The organism is Aureimonas pseudogalii, assembly GCF_014196835.1.
Classification (GTDB): domain Bacteria; phylum Pseudomonadota; class Alphaproteobacteria; order Rhizobiales; family Rhizobiaceae; genus Aureimonas; species Aureimonas pseudogalii.
This window is the reverse complement of sequence record NZ_JACIEK010000002.1, coordinates 118,322-132,465: the sequence shown is the minus strand read 5'-3', so window position 1 is coordinate 132,465 and position 14,144 is coordinate 118,322. Positions and strand designations below refer to the sequence as shown.

Genomic DNA, 14,144 nt, shown 5'->3' with positions numbered 1-14,144 from the left:
TTGGCCTTCGTCGAGGAGGACACGCAATGAGCCAGGACGCGAACGAGACGAAGCGGAGCGACGCCGCGACATCACCCGCGGAAGCCCAGAACAGCGGCCCGCCGCATCGAACGCCGCCGGGTCGGCGGGAACCCGCAGGTGGTGCACACGAGCCCGCGGCGGCGGCAGAACCGAAGCTTCCCGCGAACGGAAAACCCGAGCTTCGCGACGACGCTTGAGGTCTGATCGGCCGGCGTGCGATGTCGCGGGAGACATTCCCGCGAGGCAGCATATGTCCTCGCCTGCGTATCGATCGAGAATGGTGTGTCCGACGCGCCCTGCCGCGGGAGCGCCCGACAGGCAGTCTCCACCCGCCCCTCCGGGCTAACGGCGGCATGTCACCGACCCCTTCGCGCGTGCCGGATCGCTTTTTCTGCGGCCAAGCCGGACGGAATTCGCTCTGCGGTTCGTCCGGTGAAACCTCAGTGCCGCTCGCCGGAGGCCGGGCCCGGAAGCGTGCGCATCGCCATCCTGTCCCGCGTCGGCTCGGGAGCGCCGGGGTCGCCGCGTGCCGGCCGGTCGCGGCGCCGGCCGATGACGAGATAGGCGAGCGCGAGGTATCCGGCCTGCAGCACGACGAGCGCGATGCCGACATAGAGCAGCAGGAACCAGGAGCCGCCCCAGAGCGCCGTGGCGACGAGCGCGAAGGTCGCGATGGCGAGGGTCATGGACACCGCGAAGGTCAGAACATGCATCGGCCATCTCCCGTCGGGGGCGTGGGTGGGGCAGCGAAACGCACCGCCGCGAGCGGGGTCGCGCCAGGCCTCACGGCTTCAGCGAGCGCGCGAGGTTGACGAGATCGATCTGCCGATGCGTGCCCGTCTTGCTGAACACGTGCTTGATGTGGGAGCGGACGGTCTCGTAGGAGACGCCGCGCTCGCGCGCGACCTCGCGAAGGCTGCGCCCGAGAAGGAGGAGATCGACGAGTTCGGATTCCGACCGCGTCAGCCCGAACCGCTGCGTCATCAGATCGGGCGGCGACACCGCCGCGACGCTCATGCGCTCGAGCTTCAGGACGACGGTGGCCTCGGAAACGATCGCCGGGCCGCTGGCCAGCGCTCGGCGAACGGCGGTCAGCGAGACGATGAGCGGCGGGGCGCCGGACCGGCGCCGGAGCCGGATCTCGGGCCTTTGAACCGGTCCGGTGCCGGGCGGCTCGGCCGCGAGCGCCAGAAGCGCGTCCAGTTCCCGCTGATCCGGCGCATGGGAGGCGCGCAGATGCTCGCCTTCGAGTTGCAGCCCGTCGCGCGCCGCCAGAATTTGCGAGGCCAACTGATTGACCGAGCGCACCATTCCTCGGGGCGTGGCGGTCACGATGGCCGTCGCCAGCGCGTCGAACGCCTGATGAAGCGCCTCGATCTCGGCCTGGACGTCCTCCAGCCGGGCTCGCCACTGAAGGCCTCCTCCCGGTCCGCCGACGGCGTCGGCAGCCGGTCGCGCGTCGCGCCGCTCGACGTGCCGCGTCGGCAGGTGCCGGTCCGCCTCGTCCGAACCGCCCTGCGCGGGGGTCTCGTCCGACAACGCTTGAGGCCGTGCCGCCCAGGCGACGGCCGGATGCGCCTCGGCCAGCGGGCTCTCGCAGGTCGAAGGGCGTTCGGTCATCGGCATCCCGCTCCCGCCTTGGCGGGATGGACGGCCATGGCGGCGGCAACGTTCGTCGGATGTCGGTCTCGTCGCAAGACTAGATCCTTGGCGATTCGGAAAGCGGATAGCGGACCGGGTTCGGGCGGGTTCGATTGGCCGAGCCGAACGCGGCCGGCACGAACGCGATCACACGGTAGATCCGATGGGCCACGGACCCCATCCAGAAGAATGCGCGCAGGAGCGGGCGCCCCAGTCCTTCGATGTCCTCGATCATGGCGCCAGGGCCTCCTTCTCCCAGGACCGCTCCCAGACGGGCTTCGGTCACCGACACACGCAACACAAGAATTTCTATGTCCTTCGACGACTAGGAAACGATAGGGGTGATATACGGCCCCGGCATCACCCGTTTGGGTGGAGTAAGCGGCTTTTTACCCTACCGCGCGATTTATTTTTATCGCAACGCAACACTCTGACGATAATGCTCAATTACGATTTAACTCCTGCGCTTCGGTCTCGTCCGGCACAACCCTGAATTTTGACGTTCGTCACCATGCGACGGGTTCGATCTCGTAGCCGCCCACACGCCAATGGCGTGGGACGAAGCCGTCCGTCAGCCGATCGACCCTCGCAGAGCCTGCGCCCTCCATACTCGGAGACGGCCGCCGCTGGGGCGGCGAGGCTCAACGCGCGCGAGACCGATGCCGGGAGGCGATGCCGGCCAATGCGCAGGCCACCCTACCTGAAGTGGGATCGCCGGCATCGGCGGCCGCCGAACCGCAGGCAACGTCGCCCACGCGATCGACGCGAGATCGGTGGGCAGCCTTCGATCCTGGTTCGGCTCAACCCGAAGTCGGCGCACGAAAAAACCCGCGGTGGCGACACCGCGGGTTTCCTTCAAGTCACGAAGATCGGTGGCGACCCCTTGCGGGATCGCGGCGCCGCGGCTGCGGCTTACTGCTCTTCGCGGTTCTTCATCGCGGCGGCGAGGATGTCGCCGAGCGAGGCGCCGGAGTCGGTCGAGCCGTACTGAGCCACGGCCTCCTTCTCTTCGGCGATCTGCATCGCCTTGATCGACACGCCGACGCGACGCGCCTTCTTGTCGAACTGGGTGACGCGGGCGTCGACCTTCTGACCGACCTGGAACTTCTCCGGGCGCTGGTCGTCGCGATCGCGGCCGAGATCGTTGCGGCGAATGAAGGACGTGTACTCGGTGTCGACGATCGCGACCTCGATGCCGCCCTCGTTGACGCTCGTCACCTCGCAGGTGACGACCGCGCCGCGGCGCAGTTCACCCGGCTCGGACGCCGAAGCGGTGCCGGCCGCCGAACCCTGCGATTCGCCGCCGACCTGCTTGATGCCGAGCGAGATGCGCTCCTTGTCGACGTCGACGTCGAGGACCTGCGCCTTGACGACGTCGCCCTTGTTGTACTCCTCGATCACCTGCTCGCCCGGACGCGACCAGTCGAGGTCGGAGAGATGGACCATGCCGTCCACGTCGCCTTCCAGGCCGATGAACAGGCCGAACTCGGTCTTGTTCTTGACCTCGCCCTCGACGAGCGTGCCCACCGGGAACATGTCGCGGAACGCTTCCCAGGGGTTCTGGAGCGTCTGCTTGAGGCCGAGGGAGATGCGGCGCTTGACCGGATCGACCTCGAGCACGACCACTTCGACTTCCTGCGAGGTCGAGAGGATCTTGCCGGGATGAACGTTCTTCTTGGTCCAGGACATCTCGGAGACGTGGATGAGTCCCTCGATGCCCGGCTCCAGCTCGACGAACGCGCCGTAGTCGGTGATGTTGGTGACGCGACCCGAGACCTTGACGCCCATCGGGTACTTGACACCGATGCCTTCCCAGGGATCGGCCTCGAGCTGCTTCATGCCGAGCGAGATGCGGTGCGTGTCCTGGTTGATGCGGATGATCTGGACCTTGACGGTCTGGCCGATCTGCAGGATCTCGGTCGGGTGGTTGACGCGGCGCCAGGCCATGTCGGTGACGTGCAGCAGGCCGTCGATGCCGCCGAGGTCGACGAACGCGCCGTAGTCGGTGATGTTCTTCACGACGCCCTCGACGACCTGACCCTCTTCGAGGTTCTGGACGATCTCGGAGCGCTGCTCGGCGCGCGACTCTTCGAGGACGGTGCGGCGCGAGACGACGATGTTGCCGCGGCGCTTGTCCATCTTGAGGATCTGGAAGGGCTGCGGCGTGTTCATCAACGGGCCGACGTCGCGGATCGGACGGATGTCGACCTGGGAGCGCGGCAGGAAGGCCACGGCGCCGTCGAGGTCGACCGTGAAGCCGCCCTTGACCTGGTTGAAGATCTGGCCCTCAACCTTTTCGTTGTTGTTGAACTTGACCTCGAGCTTGACCCAGCTCTCCTCGCGGCGCGCCTTGTCGCGCGACAGGACGGCTTCGCCCAGCGCGTTCTCGATGCGCTCGACATAGACCTCGACGATGTCGCCGACCTTCAGCTCGCCGCCGATGCGGCCGCCGAACTCCTTGAGGGCGACGCGGCCCTCGACCTTCAGGCCGGCGTCGATGACGGCCATGTCCTTCTCGATCGCCACGACCGTTCCCTTGACCACGGCGCCTTCGGCGACATCGTGCTCGTGGAAGGAGGCTTCGAGAAGCGACGCGAAATCATCGCGCGACATTTGTGCGTTGGACATTCGTTCTCCTTGGGACCTCCGGCCGGAGCCGGAAGCGTCGCGCCGTATCGGGTTCGCGTTTCGGGTGCCGCGGGCAGGTCCCGTCCCGGATCCGCTTCCCAGGGAAAGCCTCGTGGATCTCGAAGGACACGGAGCGCGGCTCGCTTGGCGAACCCTCGTCCGTCTTGGCGCGGTGGACCGGCCTCTGGCGGTGTTGGTCTGCGTGGCGAAAGCCCGAACCGCCGTGGCGGATCACGCTCTCGAAACGGTCATCGAGACGCCTTTGCGCCGCCCTTCCGCTCACCTGTGGCGAGAGAACGACGGCCATCTGGCATTCCGTCCCGTCAATGTGGCGCCTGATCGACGATCGCGCAAGCGGCCCGGAACGCCGTCTCTATATCCAATTCGCTGGTGTCGAGCAAGCGCGCGTCGGCGGCGGGCTTCAGCGGCGCGGCGGCGCGGCCGGCGTCGCGCGCGTCGCGCTCGCGCACCTCGGCGAGGATGCGCTCGTACTCGACCGTGCGGCCCTTGGCGGCGAGCTCGTCGGTGCGCCGGCGCGCCCGCACCTCGGCCGACGCCGTGACGAAGATCTTCACCCGCGCGCCCGGACAGATCACCGTGCCGATGTCGCGCCCGTCGAGCACCGCGCCGCGCGGATCGGCCGCAAAGGCGCGCTGGAAGGCCTCGAGCGCGGCGCGCACCGGCGGATGGGCGGCGACGCGCGAGGCGAGCTCGCCGGCCTCGCGACCGCGCAATGCCGCCTCGTCGATGGCGCCGGCATCGAGCGCGCGCGCCACCGCGCCGGCGGCCTCGGCATCGTCGAGATCGACGCCCTGCTCGTCGGCGAGCCGCCCGACGGCGCGGTAGAGGAGCCCGGTGTCGAGATAGGGCAGCCCGTAATGGGCCGCGAGGCGCTTGGCGAGCGTGCCCTTGCCGGCGGCCGCCGGGCCGTCGATGGCGATGGTCAGCGGCGCGGCGATCGGGAGCGGTGTCATCGGCGGATCCTCAAGCTTCGGCGCATCGACGCTCGGCCGGGTCGCGGCCGCCGGCAGGGATAGCCGCCGGGCGTCGCTGCGTCCATCGCCGGAGGGGATCAGTCGCCGCCGCCGCCGCCATCCCCGCCGCCGCCATCCCCACCATCTGAGGCATCGCCGTCGGGCGCGGCGGGCTCGTCGTGCCGGCGCACGCCCGTCGCCCCGCCGGCGATGCCGCCGTCACCGCCCTCACCCGCGCCGGCCGGCCGGTCGCGCCGCCGCTCTCGCGTGCCGAAGCGCAGCGGCTCGTCGCGCACCGCCGCGAAGGCGCCGGCGAGCGCGGCCGCGACGCCGAACAGGCGCCCGAGCACGAAGGGGATCGTCAGGAAGAAGAGGATCGCGGCGATCGAGCCGGCGAACCAGAGGAGCGAGAGCGCGGTGCGCAGCGTGCCGCTCGAGGCGGTCTCGCCGGCCAAAGGCGAGGCGCCGGCCAGCCGGTAGAGCATGGCCGGCCCGAGCACGAGCGGCAGGACGAGCTTCGGCCAGACGAGCGCCAGACGCCCCCGCGCGTCGGCCAGCCCCGCCGCACGGGCCGCGCGGTGCAGCCCGCCCGCCACCTGCCGGCCGTAGACGAAGGCGAGCGGCGCGAAGAAGACGAGGGCGAGAAGCGCGGCCGCCAGATTGCTCAACGCCGGGCCTCCCGTAGATGCCGCCCGGCCGGCGTCAGCTCGCCGGCTCCAGCATGCCGCCGAGACCCGACACCAGCCCCTCGAACTCCGGGAAGCTCGTGGCGATCATCGTGGCGTCGTCGACGCTCACCGGCTTTTCGCTGGCAAGGCCCATGACGAGGAAGCTCATGGCGATGCGGTGGTCGAGATGGGTGGCGACGCGCCCGCCGCCGAGACCCGAGCCGTCGGGCCGGCCGGTCACCGTCAGCCAGTCCTCGCCCTCCTCGTGCGCGACGCCGTTGGCCGCGAGCCCCGCCGCCACCGCGGCGAGCCGGTCGGATTCCTTCACCCGCAGCTCCTCCAGCCCCTCCATGCGCGTGGTGCCGTCCGCAAAGGCGGCGGCGACGGCGAGCACGGGATACTCGTCGATCATCGAGGGAGCGCGGGACGCGGGCACCGAAACGCCGCGCAGCGGGGAATGGCGCACCCGCAGGTCCGCCACGTCCTCGCCGCCGGAAAGGCGCGGGTTCAGGATCTCGATCGAGGCGCCCATCTCGCGCAGCGTCTCGATCAGCCCGGTGCGCGTCGGGTTCATCAGCGCGTTGCGGACCGTGACGTCCGAGCCTTCCACGAGGAGCGCCGCCACCACGAGGAAGGCCGCAGAGGACGGATCGCCCGGCACCACGAAGTCGGGCACGCCTTGCAGATCGCCCTGCCCTTCGAGCGCGATGGTGCGAACGCCCGCCGCATCCGTCTCGACGTGGACGCGCGCGCCGAAGCCGGCGAGCATCTTCTCCGTGTGGTCGCGCGTCATCACCGGCTCGACGACGGTGGTGGTGCCAGGCGTGTTGAGGCCGGCGAAGAGCACCGCCGACTTCACCTGCGCCGAGGCCATCGGCACGCGGTAGGTGATGGGCGCGGCGACGCGGGGGCCCCGGATCGACAGCGGCAGCCGGTCCTTCGAGCGGGCGAGCACCTGCACGCCCATCTCGCGCAAGGGATCGAGCACCCGGCCCATCGGGCGACGCGAGAGCGAGGCGTCGCCGACGAAGGTCGTGGTGAAGTCGTAGGGGCCGACGAGGCCCATCGTCAGGCGCGATCCCGTGCCGGCATTGCCGAAGTCGAGCACGCCCTCGGGCTCCAGCAGCGCGCCGTTGCCGACGCCGTCGATGATCCAGTGCGCGCCGTCGCGCTCGATCCGCGCGCCCATCTGGCGCATCGCCCGGCCGGTGGCGAGCACGTCCTCGCCCTCCAGGAGGCCCGAGACGCGGGTGCGCCCCGCCGCCAGCCCGCCGAACAGGAAGGCGCGATGCGAGATCGACTTGTCGCCGGGCACCGAGACGGTGCCCTTGAGCGCGCCGGTGCGGCGGCTGGCGAGGGGCCGGGCGGAGGGGGAGGGATGGGAGGCGTCGGCGCTCATCGGGGTTCGTCCTCGTCGGGCGGCGCGCCGGGCGCGCGCGCGCGCGGGCCCTAGCGCGGGCCCTCTTCGTCAGGGCGCGCCCTAGCACGCGGCGCGCGAGGCGTCACGCCTCGCCCAGGTCGGTGCCGCCGGCGGGCACTCGAACATCGCATGACGCAGGTGGAAGACGCGGGCGCGCAAGAAACCCACCCGAGGCCGACCCAGGCCCCGAAGCCTTGCTCCGGCGCGCACCGCGCGGCTTTGACAAGACGGGCCCGACACCGTATGGCACCGATCGATTTTCCGGCGGCGCCGGATGCCGCATGTCGGCCGTTTTCGGGCGGTTCGCCGCTTCGCTTCCCGGTCGCATCGACCGGCCTTCGGTCCGCCGGCGGCGGCCCGGCGGCCGCTCCGCTCCCCCATTCCCGACGAGGTCCCCATGTCCAAAGAAGAACTCGGCACCAAGCGCGTCGATCCCGAGACCGGTCAGAAGTTCTACGACCTCGGCAAGGATCCGATCGTCTCGCCCTACACCGGCAAGTCCTATCCGCTCTCCTTCTTCGAGACCGTGAAGGCGACCCGCGCCTCGCGCGCCGCGCCCGCCCCCGAGGTCGAGGCCGAGGAAGAGGAGGAGGTCGTCGAGGTGGTCGAGGCCGACGAGGAGACGGTGTCGCTCACCGAGGTCGAGGACGACGAGGAGGCCGGCGCCAAGACCGAGCTGCCCGGCGTCGACGGGGACGAGGACGACGACGTGGCGGACGACGCCGACGACACGTTCCTGCCCGACGACGAGGACGAGGACGACGACATGACCGACATCATCGGCGGCGGCCGCGACGAGGACGACGACGTCTGAGACGAAACCCGGCCGGGCCGCCGCGCGATCCCCCGCGGGATTTCGCAGCGGCCCGGCGAAGTTTTCGCTTGCGCCCTCCGGCGCATTCGCCTACCTAGCCGCTCAGACGAACGGGGCCGATCCCAACGGCCCCGCAGAGACGCAGCCCTCGGGCCGCGATGGGGCCATAGCTCAGTTGGGAGAGCGCTTGAATGGCATTCAAGAGGTCGTCGGTTCGATTCCGATTGGCTCCACCACTCATCTTCTCGCAGTCATTCGGGTGAATCTTGCCGCTCCTGCGACCTGAATCCAATCCCGAATTTATCGTCCCGATCCATTCGCCGACGCGTCCCGCCATCTCCGGAACGCCGCGAAGGCTTCTGCGGTCGTAAGGCCGGATGCTGCAGCCGGTGATGTCCGCTGGGCGGAACGGGCCGAACGGTGGCTTCGAACATCTCCGGCGACCAGCCGATTCGCGCGGGCGGCCTCGCCAGGGTCACGAATGCCGTCGATCCCTTTTCCGGGTGTGGAGCTCTGGTCTCGCCGGACTTCGCCGATGCCCGCGGCCGGCGGGGCTCGGGGGCAGGATGCCGGCATCCCGCGGGGGTCGGGGGCTGATGCCGGCGGCGCGCCGCCCGACATTCACACGATCTCCAGATCACCGTGCCCGGCGGTTTTGTCGGCCGATGCCCGGCCGAATGCGTCCCTCGACGGATAGTCAGCCATGCGAATCGTCGGGAACGGCGCCTCGCCGGGCCGGGTTGGACCCGTAGATGCCGCGACGCTTCGCGGTTCACCGGGAGATTTTCCATGAAAACCGTTCTAGCCGCCGCCGGCCTTCTCTTCGTCTCCACCGCCGCGTTCGCGCAGTCGTCGCCTGCCGCCTTCACCGAGAAGGCGGCGTCGGGAGGAATGTTCGAGATCCAGTCGAGCGAGATGATCCTGAAGGACGGCGCGACCGATCCGAAGGTGAAGGAATTCGCGACGCAGATGATCGCCGACCACAAGAAGGCCGCCGCCGACCTGAAGGCGGCGGCCGAGAAGTCGGGCGTGAGCGTGCCGACGACGCTGGCCTCGAAGGAGGCGACCAAGCTGAAGCAGCTCGCGGAGGAGACGGGCGACAAGCAGAAGCTCTACCTCACGCAGCAGATGCTGGCGCATAACGACGCCGTGGTCCTGCATCGCAGCTACGCCGAAGCCGGCACCGACGCCAGCCTCAAGGCCTATGCCGAAAAGGCGCTGCCGGTGCTCGAAGAGCATTCCAAGCATGTGGACATGCTGAACCCCGCGATGTGAGCCGTTCTTCAGCCCGCGGGCTCGCTCGCTTTGCCGGGGACCGTCTCGCTCATCGTCGCCGGGGCCGAGCGTCCCGCATCCTGCCGCCGGCCGCGGGCGACGATGGCGAGCCCCTCCTCCGGCCAGGGCCGCATCAGTTTGGCGGCCTCGCGCCAGGGCGCCCGCAGCCAGACGTCCATCTCGTCGGAGTCAGTGAGGATCACCGGCATGGCCTTGGGGTGCACCGTGCCGACGAGCCGGTTGGCGTCCGTCGCCATCAGCGCGAAGGCGTCGACGCTGACCTCGCCCTCGCCGATCTTGCGCACGCTCGTCCAGGCCGTCCAGAGGCCGGCGAAGACCATGAGCGGACGGCTCTCGTCGGCGGCGAACCAGACCGGACGTTTGCGACGCTCCTCGGTCGCGTCGTAATGGGCGAAGGAGGTGAAGGGCACGAGGCAGCGATGCTCGGGCGGCAGCCAGCGCCGCCAATGCGGGCTCTTGGTGTCGCGCACGTTGGCGACGCCGGGATCGTAGGCCCGGCCCTTCAGCGCGAAGGTCGTCGAAGGCATGCCCCAGCGCATCCGCACGAGCTCACGCACGCCGTCGACGTAGCGCACCACGGGCGCCTCGTCGTCGGGAAAGCGAGCGGGCATCGGCGGCACGGGGCCGGCGCGGTCCCGCCGCACACCGGTGAATTTCAGGAGGGCCGGCTGACCCGTCGTCATCGCGTAGAGATCGCACATCGGCGGACAGGAGCACGAGCGCGCCGACGTTGAAAGCCCCGGCGAGGGGACCGCAAGCCGCCGACCTTTCCTCGCCCGCACCCGCGCTGGCCTCGCCCGGCCGGACGAGGTACAGCGGAACGCGCCACCGGGCGCGGGACCGCCTCCCCGCCTGACGATCGCCAACGGGATCGACCATCGCCATGCCCGCCCATGCCTATCGAGACCGCAGCTTCGGCGCCTTCCTCTTCGACATGGACGGCACGGTCCTCTCCTCGATCGCGGTGACCGAGCGCGTCTACGGCGCCTGGGCGATCCGGCACGGCCTCGACGTCGCGTCCTTCCTGGCGGGAATCCACGGCATTCGCGCGGTTGACACGGTGCGGCGCTTGAATCTGCCCGGCGTCGATCCCGAGACCGAGGCGGCCGCGCTGCTGGCGGCCGAATGCGCCGATCTGGGTGGGATCGAGGCCATCGCCGGGGCCCGTGCGTTCCTCTCGTCGCTGCCGAGCGAGCGCTGGGCCATCGTCACCTCGGCGCCGCGCGAGCTGGCGCTGCTGCGCCTGGCCGCTGGCGGCCTTCCCGTGCCGCCCGTGCTCGTCACCGCCGAGGACGTCGCGCATGGCAAGCCCGCGCCCGACTGCTTTCTCGAAGGCGCGCGGCGGCTCGGGCAGCGGATCGAGGATTGCGCCGTGTTCGAGGATGCCCCGGCCGGCATCCGGGCCGCCGAGGCCTCGGGTGCCGCGGTGGTGGTGATCACGGCGACGCACGCCCATCCCATGACCACCCCGCATCCGGCGATCGCCGGCTACGCGGCGCTGCGCGCCTCGCCGATGCCGGACGGGCGACTGCGCTTCACCGCCGCCGCCGCGTAAGCCGACGCGGCCGTCGCCGGTCGGCTCGAGGGGGGAGCGATCTCGTCGGCCGGTCCCGTGCCCTTTCGCGAGCCAAGTCGCTTCGGCTCGAGGCCGCGCCGCGTCGTCGCCGAGCTTCGGCCAAAGCGGCGGTTCAGCCGCTCATGCGCTCGAAGCCCTCGCCGCGACCGAGATCCACCGCGAAACCCGCGCGCGCGTCCGCCGCGGGCCGCGGCTTGGCATGGGCGGCGCCGAAGGCCCGGACCTTGCCCTGCAGGGTGCGGATGCTGTCCTGCCGCGAGGGCGACGCTGCGACAGCGGCGGGCGCTGCCGGGGCCGCCGCCAGCTGGAAGAAGGCGGCGCCTTCGTCGAGACGCCCGGCCTCGGCCGACAGCTGCTCGGCGGTGGACGACATCTCGTGCGCGGCGCCGGCATTGGCCTGCGTCACCTGGTCGAGTTGCTGGATCGCCTGGTTGATTTGGTCGATCCCGACCGACTGCTCGCGGCAGGCCGCAGAGATCTCCGACACCAGTTCGGCCGTGCGCCGGATGTCGGGCACCAGTGCCCCGAGCATCGACCCCGCTTCCTGCGAAGCGAGGAGGGTCTGTGCCGAGAGCGTGCCGATCTCCTGCGCCGCCACCCGAGAGCGCTCGGCGAGCTTGCGCACCTCGGAGGCGACGACCGCGAAGCCCTTGCCGTGGCTGCCGGCGCGCGCCGCCTCGATCGCCGCGTTCAACGCCAGGAGATCGGTCTGCCGGGCGATCTCCTGCACGACCTGGATCTTCTCGGCGATGGTGCGCATCGCTTCCACCGAGGCGGCGACCGCGACGCCGGTGCGCTCGGCGCGCGACGAGGTCCGCGTCGCGATGCCCTCGGTCTGGCTGGCGTTGTCGGCGTTCCCGCGAACGTTGGCGGTCATCTGCTCCACCGCAGCGGACGCCTGCTCGGAGGCCGCCGCCTGCTCGGTGGAGCCCGAGGAGAGCTGCCCGGCAGTGGCGGCCGAGCGGGCCGCGCCGGAGGCGACCTCGGCGGCGGCGGCGCGCACGCCCGAGATCACCGCGTTCAGCTTGCTCTGCGTGCCATCGACCACGGCGAGGAGATCGCCGATCTCGTCGCGGCGGCCATGCACGGGTGCCGGCGTGAGGTCGCCGGCGCGAAAGCGCCCGAGCGCCTGCGACACCAGGGCCAGCCCGCGCCCGATCGAGCGCGACAGCAGCAGCGCGGCGACGAACCCGACGAGCAGCGTGCCCGCGACGATCGCCAACAGCAGGACCTGCCGGGCGTGCGCGGTCTCGCGGTTCGATTGCGCGAGCGCGACGTTCTGCGTGTTCTCGTGCTCGATCAGCACCTTGAGGTCGTCGACCATCGCCGACATGATCGGCCGCATCGTCCCGTCCGCGATGGCATTGGCTTCTCCCTCGGCCGCCGCCGCGCCAGCACGGTCGGCGCGAAAGCGCGTCAGGCTCTCGATCACCGCGCGGGCCGCCGCCTCGTAGGCTGCAGACTTCTCCTGCACGGCTGCCATCTCGGGCAGGCCGCCGCCGCCCTGAAGCTGGCCGTAGGTCGCCAGCAGCGTGCTGGCCGCCTTCGAGCGTTCGATCGCGGTCTGCGACAGGTCGTCGAACACCGCGGGGTCGGACACGCCGTGCAGCGTGTTCACCAGCCGACCGACGTCGGAAATATAGGCGCGGGCGGTGAGGAGACGCTTGCTCTGCTCGAACGGACCGGCGAGCACGCCGTCGAGCATCGATTCCGACTGCCGAAGGCTGGTGACGCCGACGGAACCGGTGACGCAGAGCATGGCCAGGACCGTCGCGAAGGAGGCCGCCAGTTTGGTTTTGATCGTCAAGCGCATGCGAATGGCCTCCAAGACTGACGATCATGAAGACTGAAAATCGTGATGACGATATTAATGGAGCGGCAAGCGATCGACATCCATATGGTCCGCATCGGCAAACAACGACGCGGCGGCCGGGTCCGGCGCGTGCGGTCGATCGCCGGAGCATCTGGCGCGATCGTCGAGTGACGGTCGGCTCGGTCGGCATCGGGACCGAGGCACCGGCAAACCTGCCCGGTGACCACTCCGGTCCGCAGGCGCGCGGCCTGTCCCGCGTCATCCGTTCGACGGATCGTGGCCGATGCCTCCCCGTCGGCAAGCCTCAGCCGAGCATGATCGCGACCAGCGTCAGGATGACACAGACGAAGGCCGAAACCACGGCGGACGCGAGCACCTTGTCGAAGGCTTGAGGCGTCGGCGTCGGCTTGAGGTCGTTACCAAACTGCGGTCGTTCTGCTCCGCCATCCCGTTTCCTCCGCTCGTCGGCGGATCGAACGTCGGGGTTTCACGACACGAACCCCTGCGCGACCGGCAGTCGGCGAACACACAAGCGGCGTCCGTCTCCGCACGGGCCCTTCGTCGGCGTCACGACCCGGCACTCACCCCCGAACGGGCTCTCCACCCCGAGCGGAGACGCCCTGCGTCCTCGCCGCCGGCGGCGCGCCTCAGCTCGCGCGCAGGGCGCCGGCCTCGGCGGCGCGAGGCGTCATGCGCTCGAGCAGCTGCTCGATCTCCTGCCCTTCGAAGCGCGCGTCCGTCATGTCGATGGCGCAGCGGTAGCGCGGCTCGGTGCGGTCGGCGAGAAAGACCAGCGCCTTGCTCAGCGACGGGAACGAGCGAAAGCGCATGTTGCCCTTCGGCGTGATGCGCCGGGCGCTGGTGGTCCAGAACACGTCGGCCGGGAGATCGTAGTCGATCACCTTGGAAACGACGTCGGTCGTCGAAATGCTGGCGGTCTCGGAAACGTCGGCTGTCGTGGAAGCGCTGTCGGTCATGGGAGAATCCTTTCGGGCACGGGCCCCGAAACGCGACGGGGAAGGCGGATGGCGGCGACGCTGTCTTCGAGCGCCATGCGGACCCGCCGCAGCCGCCGCTCGGCGGCCTGGCGGACCGCTTCGGACGCGGCCGGCAGGCGCGCGAGCGCGGCGTCGGGGATCGAGCGAACGAGCCGCAACGGCTCGCGCAGGGCATGGGGTGGGCGGCTTCGGATCATGGCGGCGCCTTCGGGTCGGGAGGAACGGGCAAGACGAACGCCGCGATGGTCGGCGCGGCGGAGCATGGCGGCTTGCCGTGGGCTCCCGCCCGCCGACC

The 14,144-nt window shown here is 70.4% G+C and carries 15 protein-coding genes and 1 tRNA gene; 5 read left to right on the top strand and 11 right to left on the bottom strand.

What is annotated here, in order from left to right; all coding sequences use genetic code 11:
- Positions 1–461: 461 nt before the first annotated feature.
- The 7 genes from GGR04_RS07185 to aroA all read right to left on the bottom strand — a co-directional run bounded on the left by GGR04_RS07185 (position 462) and on the right by aroA (position 7,331).
- Positions 462–734, bottom strand: a complete 273-nt coding sequence (locus GGR04_RS07185) for a hypothetical protein (protein WP_183199171.1) — start codon at positions 732–734, stop codon at positions 462–464.
- A 70-nt stretch (positions 735–804) separates the two neighbouring features.
- Positions 805–1,641 carry a helix-turn-helix transcriptional regulator gene (locus GGR04_RS07180; RefSeq protein ID WP_183199170.1) on the bottom strand — a complete coding sequence of 279 codons (837 nt, stop codon included), beginning with the start codon at positions 1,639–1,641 and terminating at the stop codon, positions 805–807.
- 79 nt (positions 1,642–1,720) lie between these two features.
- Positions 1,721–1,897, bottom strand: a complete 177-nt coding sequence (locus GGR04_RS07175; protein ID WP_183199169.1) for a hypothetical protein — start codon at positions 1,895–1,897, stop codon at positions 1,721–1,723.
- A gap of 677 nt (positions 1,898–2,574) precedes the next feature.
- Entirely contained in the window at positions 2,575–4,290 is a 1,716-nt protein-coding gene (rpsA, locus tag GGR04_RS07170; protein WP_183199168.1) for a 30S ribosomal protein S1, read from the bottom strand.
- Between the two features lie 323 nt (positions 4,291–4,613).
- On the bottom strand, positions 4,614–5,264 hold the full coding sequence (cmk, locus tag GGR04_RS07165) for a (d)CMP kinase (protein WP_183199167.1): 651 nt from the start codon (positions 5,262–5,264) through the stop codon (positions 4,614–4,616).
- Positions 5,265–5,362: 98 nt separating this feature from the next.
- Positions 5,363–5,932: a hypothetical protein gene (locus GGR04_RS24265; protein WP_183199166.1), complete on the bottom strand. Its 570-nt coding sequence runs from the start codon at positions 5,930–5,932 to the stop codon at positions 5,363–5,365.
- A 34-nt stretch (positions 5,933–5,966) separates the two neighbouring features.
- Positions 5,967–7,331: a 3-phosphoshikimate 1-carboxyvinyltransferase gene (aroA, locus tag GGR04_RS07155; protein ID WP_183199165.1), complete on the bottom strand. Its 1,365-nt coding sequence runs from the start codon at positions 7,329–7,331 to the stop codon at positions 5,967–5,969.
- A gap of 418 nt (positions 7,332–7,749) precedes the next feature.
- Here aroA and GGR04_RS07150 point away from each other — a divergent pair, with 418 nt between their 5' ends.
- The 3 genes from GGR04_RS07150 to GGR04_RS07140 all read left to right on the top strand — a co-directional run bounded on the left by GGR04_RS07150 (position 7,750) and on the right by GGR04_RS07140 (position 9,441).
- A complete protein-coding gene (locus GGR04_RS07150) occupies positions 7,750–8,166 on the top strand; it encodes a TIGR02300 family protein (protein ID WP_183199164.1) in 417 nt (138 codons plus the stop codon).
- 160 nt (positions 8,167–8,326) lie between these two features.
- Positions 8,327–8,402, top strand: a tRNA-Ala gene (locus tag GGR04_RS07145).
- A 553-nt stretch (positions 8,403–8,955) separates the two neighbouring features.
- A complete protein-coding gene (locus GGR04_RS07140; protein WP_183199163.1) occupies positions 8,956–9,441 on the top strand; it encodes a DUF4142 domain-containing protein in 486 nt (161 codons plus the stop codon).
- Between the two features lie 8 nt (positions 9,442–9,449).
- Here GGR04_RS07140 and GGR04_RS07135 read toward each other — a convergent pair whose 3' ends face one another.
- Entirely contained in the window at positions 9,450–10,163 is a 714-nt protein-coding gene (locus GGR04_RS07135) for an SOS response-associated peptidase (protein WP_183199162.1), read from the bottom strand.
- A gap of 182 nt (positions 10,164–10,345) precedes the next feature.
- On the opposite strand from GGR04_RS07135, the gene GGR04_RS07130 reads away from it, so the two are divergent.
- Complete coding sequence (locus tag GGR04_RS07130; RefSeq protein ID WP_183199161.1) at positions 10,346–11,017, top strand: HAD-IA family hydrolase; 672 nt, start codon at positions 10,346–10,348, stop codon at positions 11,015–11,017.
- 133 nt (positions 11,018–11,150) lie between these two features.
- Here the strand turns inward: GGR04_RS07130 and GGR04_RS07125 are convergent, their stop codons facing one another.
- Positions 11,151–12,851: a methyl-accepting chemotaxis protein gene (locus GGR04_RS07125; protein WP_183199160.1), complete on the bottom strand. Its 1,701-nt coding sequence runs from the start codon at positions 12,849–12,851 to the stop codon at positions 11,151–11,153.
- 26 nt (positions 12,852–12,877) lie between these two features.
- Here GGR04_RS07125 and GGR04_RS07120 point away from each other — a divergent pair, with 26 nt between their 5' ends.
- Positions 12,878–13,243, top strand: coding sequence for a hypothetical protein (locus GGR04_RS07120; RefSeq protein WP_183199159.1), 366 nt, complete (start codon positions 12,878–12,880; stop codon positions 13,241–13,243).
- A 255-nt stretch (positions 13,244–13,498) separates the two neighbouring features.
- Here the strand turns inward: GGR04_RS07120 and GGR04_RS07115 are convergent, their stop codons facing one another.
- Both GGR04_RS07115 and GGR04_RS07110 read right to left on the bottom strand, forming a co-directional pair.
- On the bottom strand, positions 13,499–13,828 hold the full coding sequence (locus tag GGR04_RS07115; RefSeq protein ID WP_183199158.1) for a hypothetical protein: 330 nt from the start codon (positions 13,826–13,828) through the stop codon (positions 13,499–13,501).
- A complete protein-coding gene (locus GGR04_RS07110) occupies positions 13,825–14,046 on the bottom strand; it encodes a hypothetical protein (protein WP_183199157.1) in 222 nt (73 codons plus the stop codon). Before GGR04_RS07110 ends, GGR04_RS07115 begins: the two co-directional genes overlap by 4 nt.
- Between the last annotated feature and the right edge of the window lie 98 nt (positions 14,047–14,144).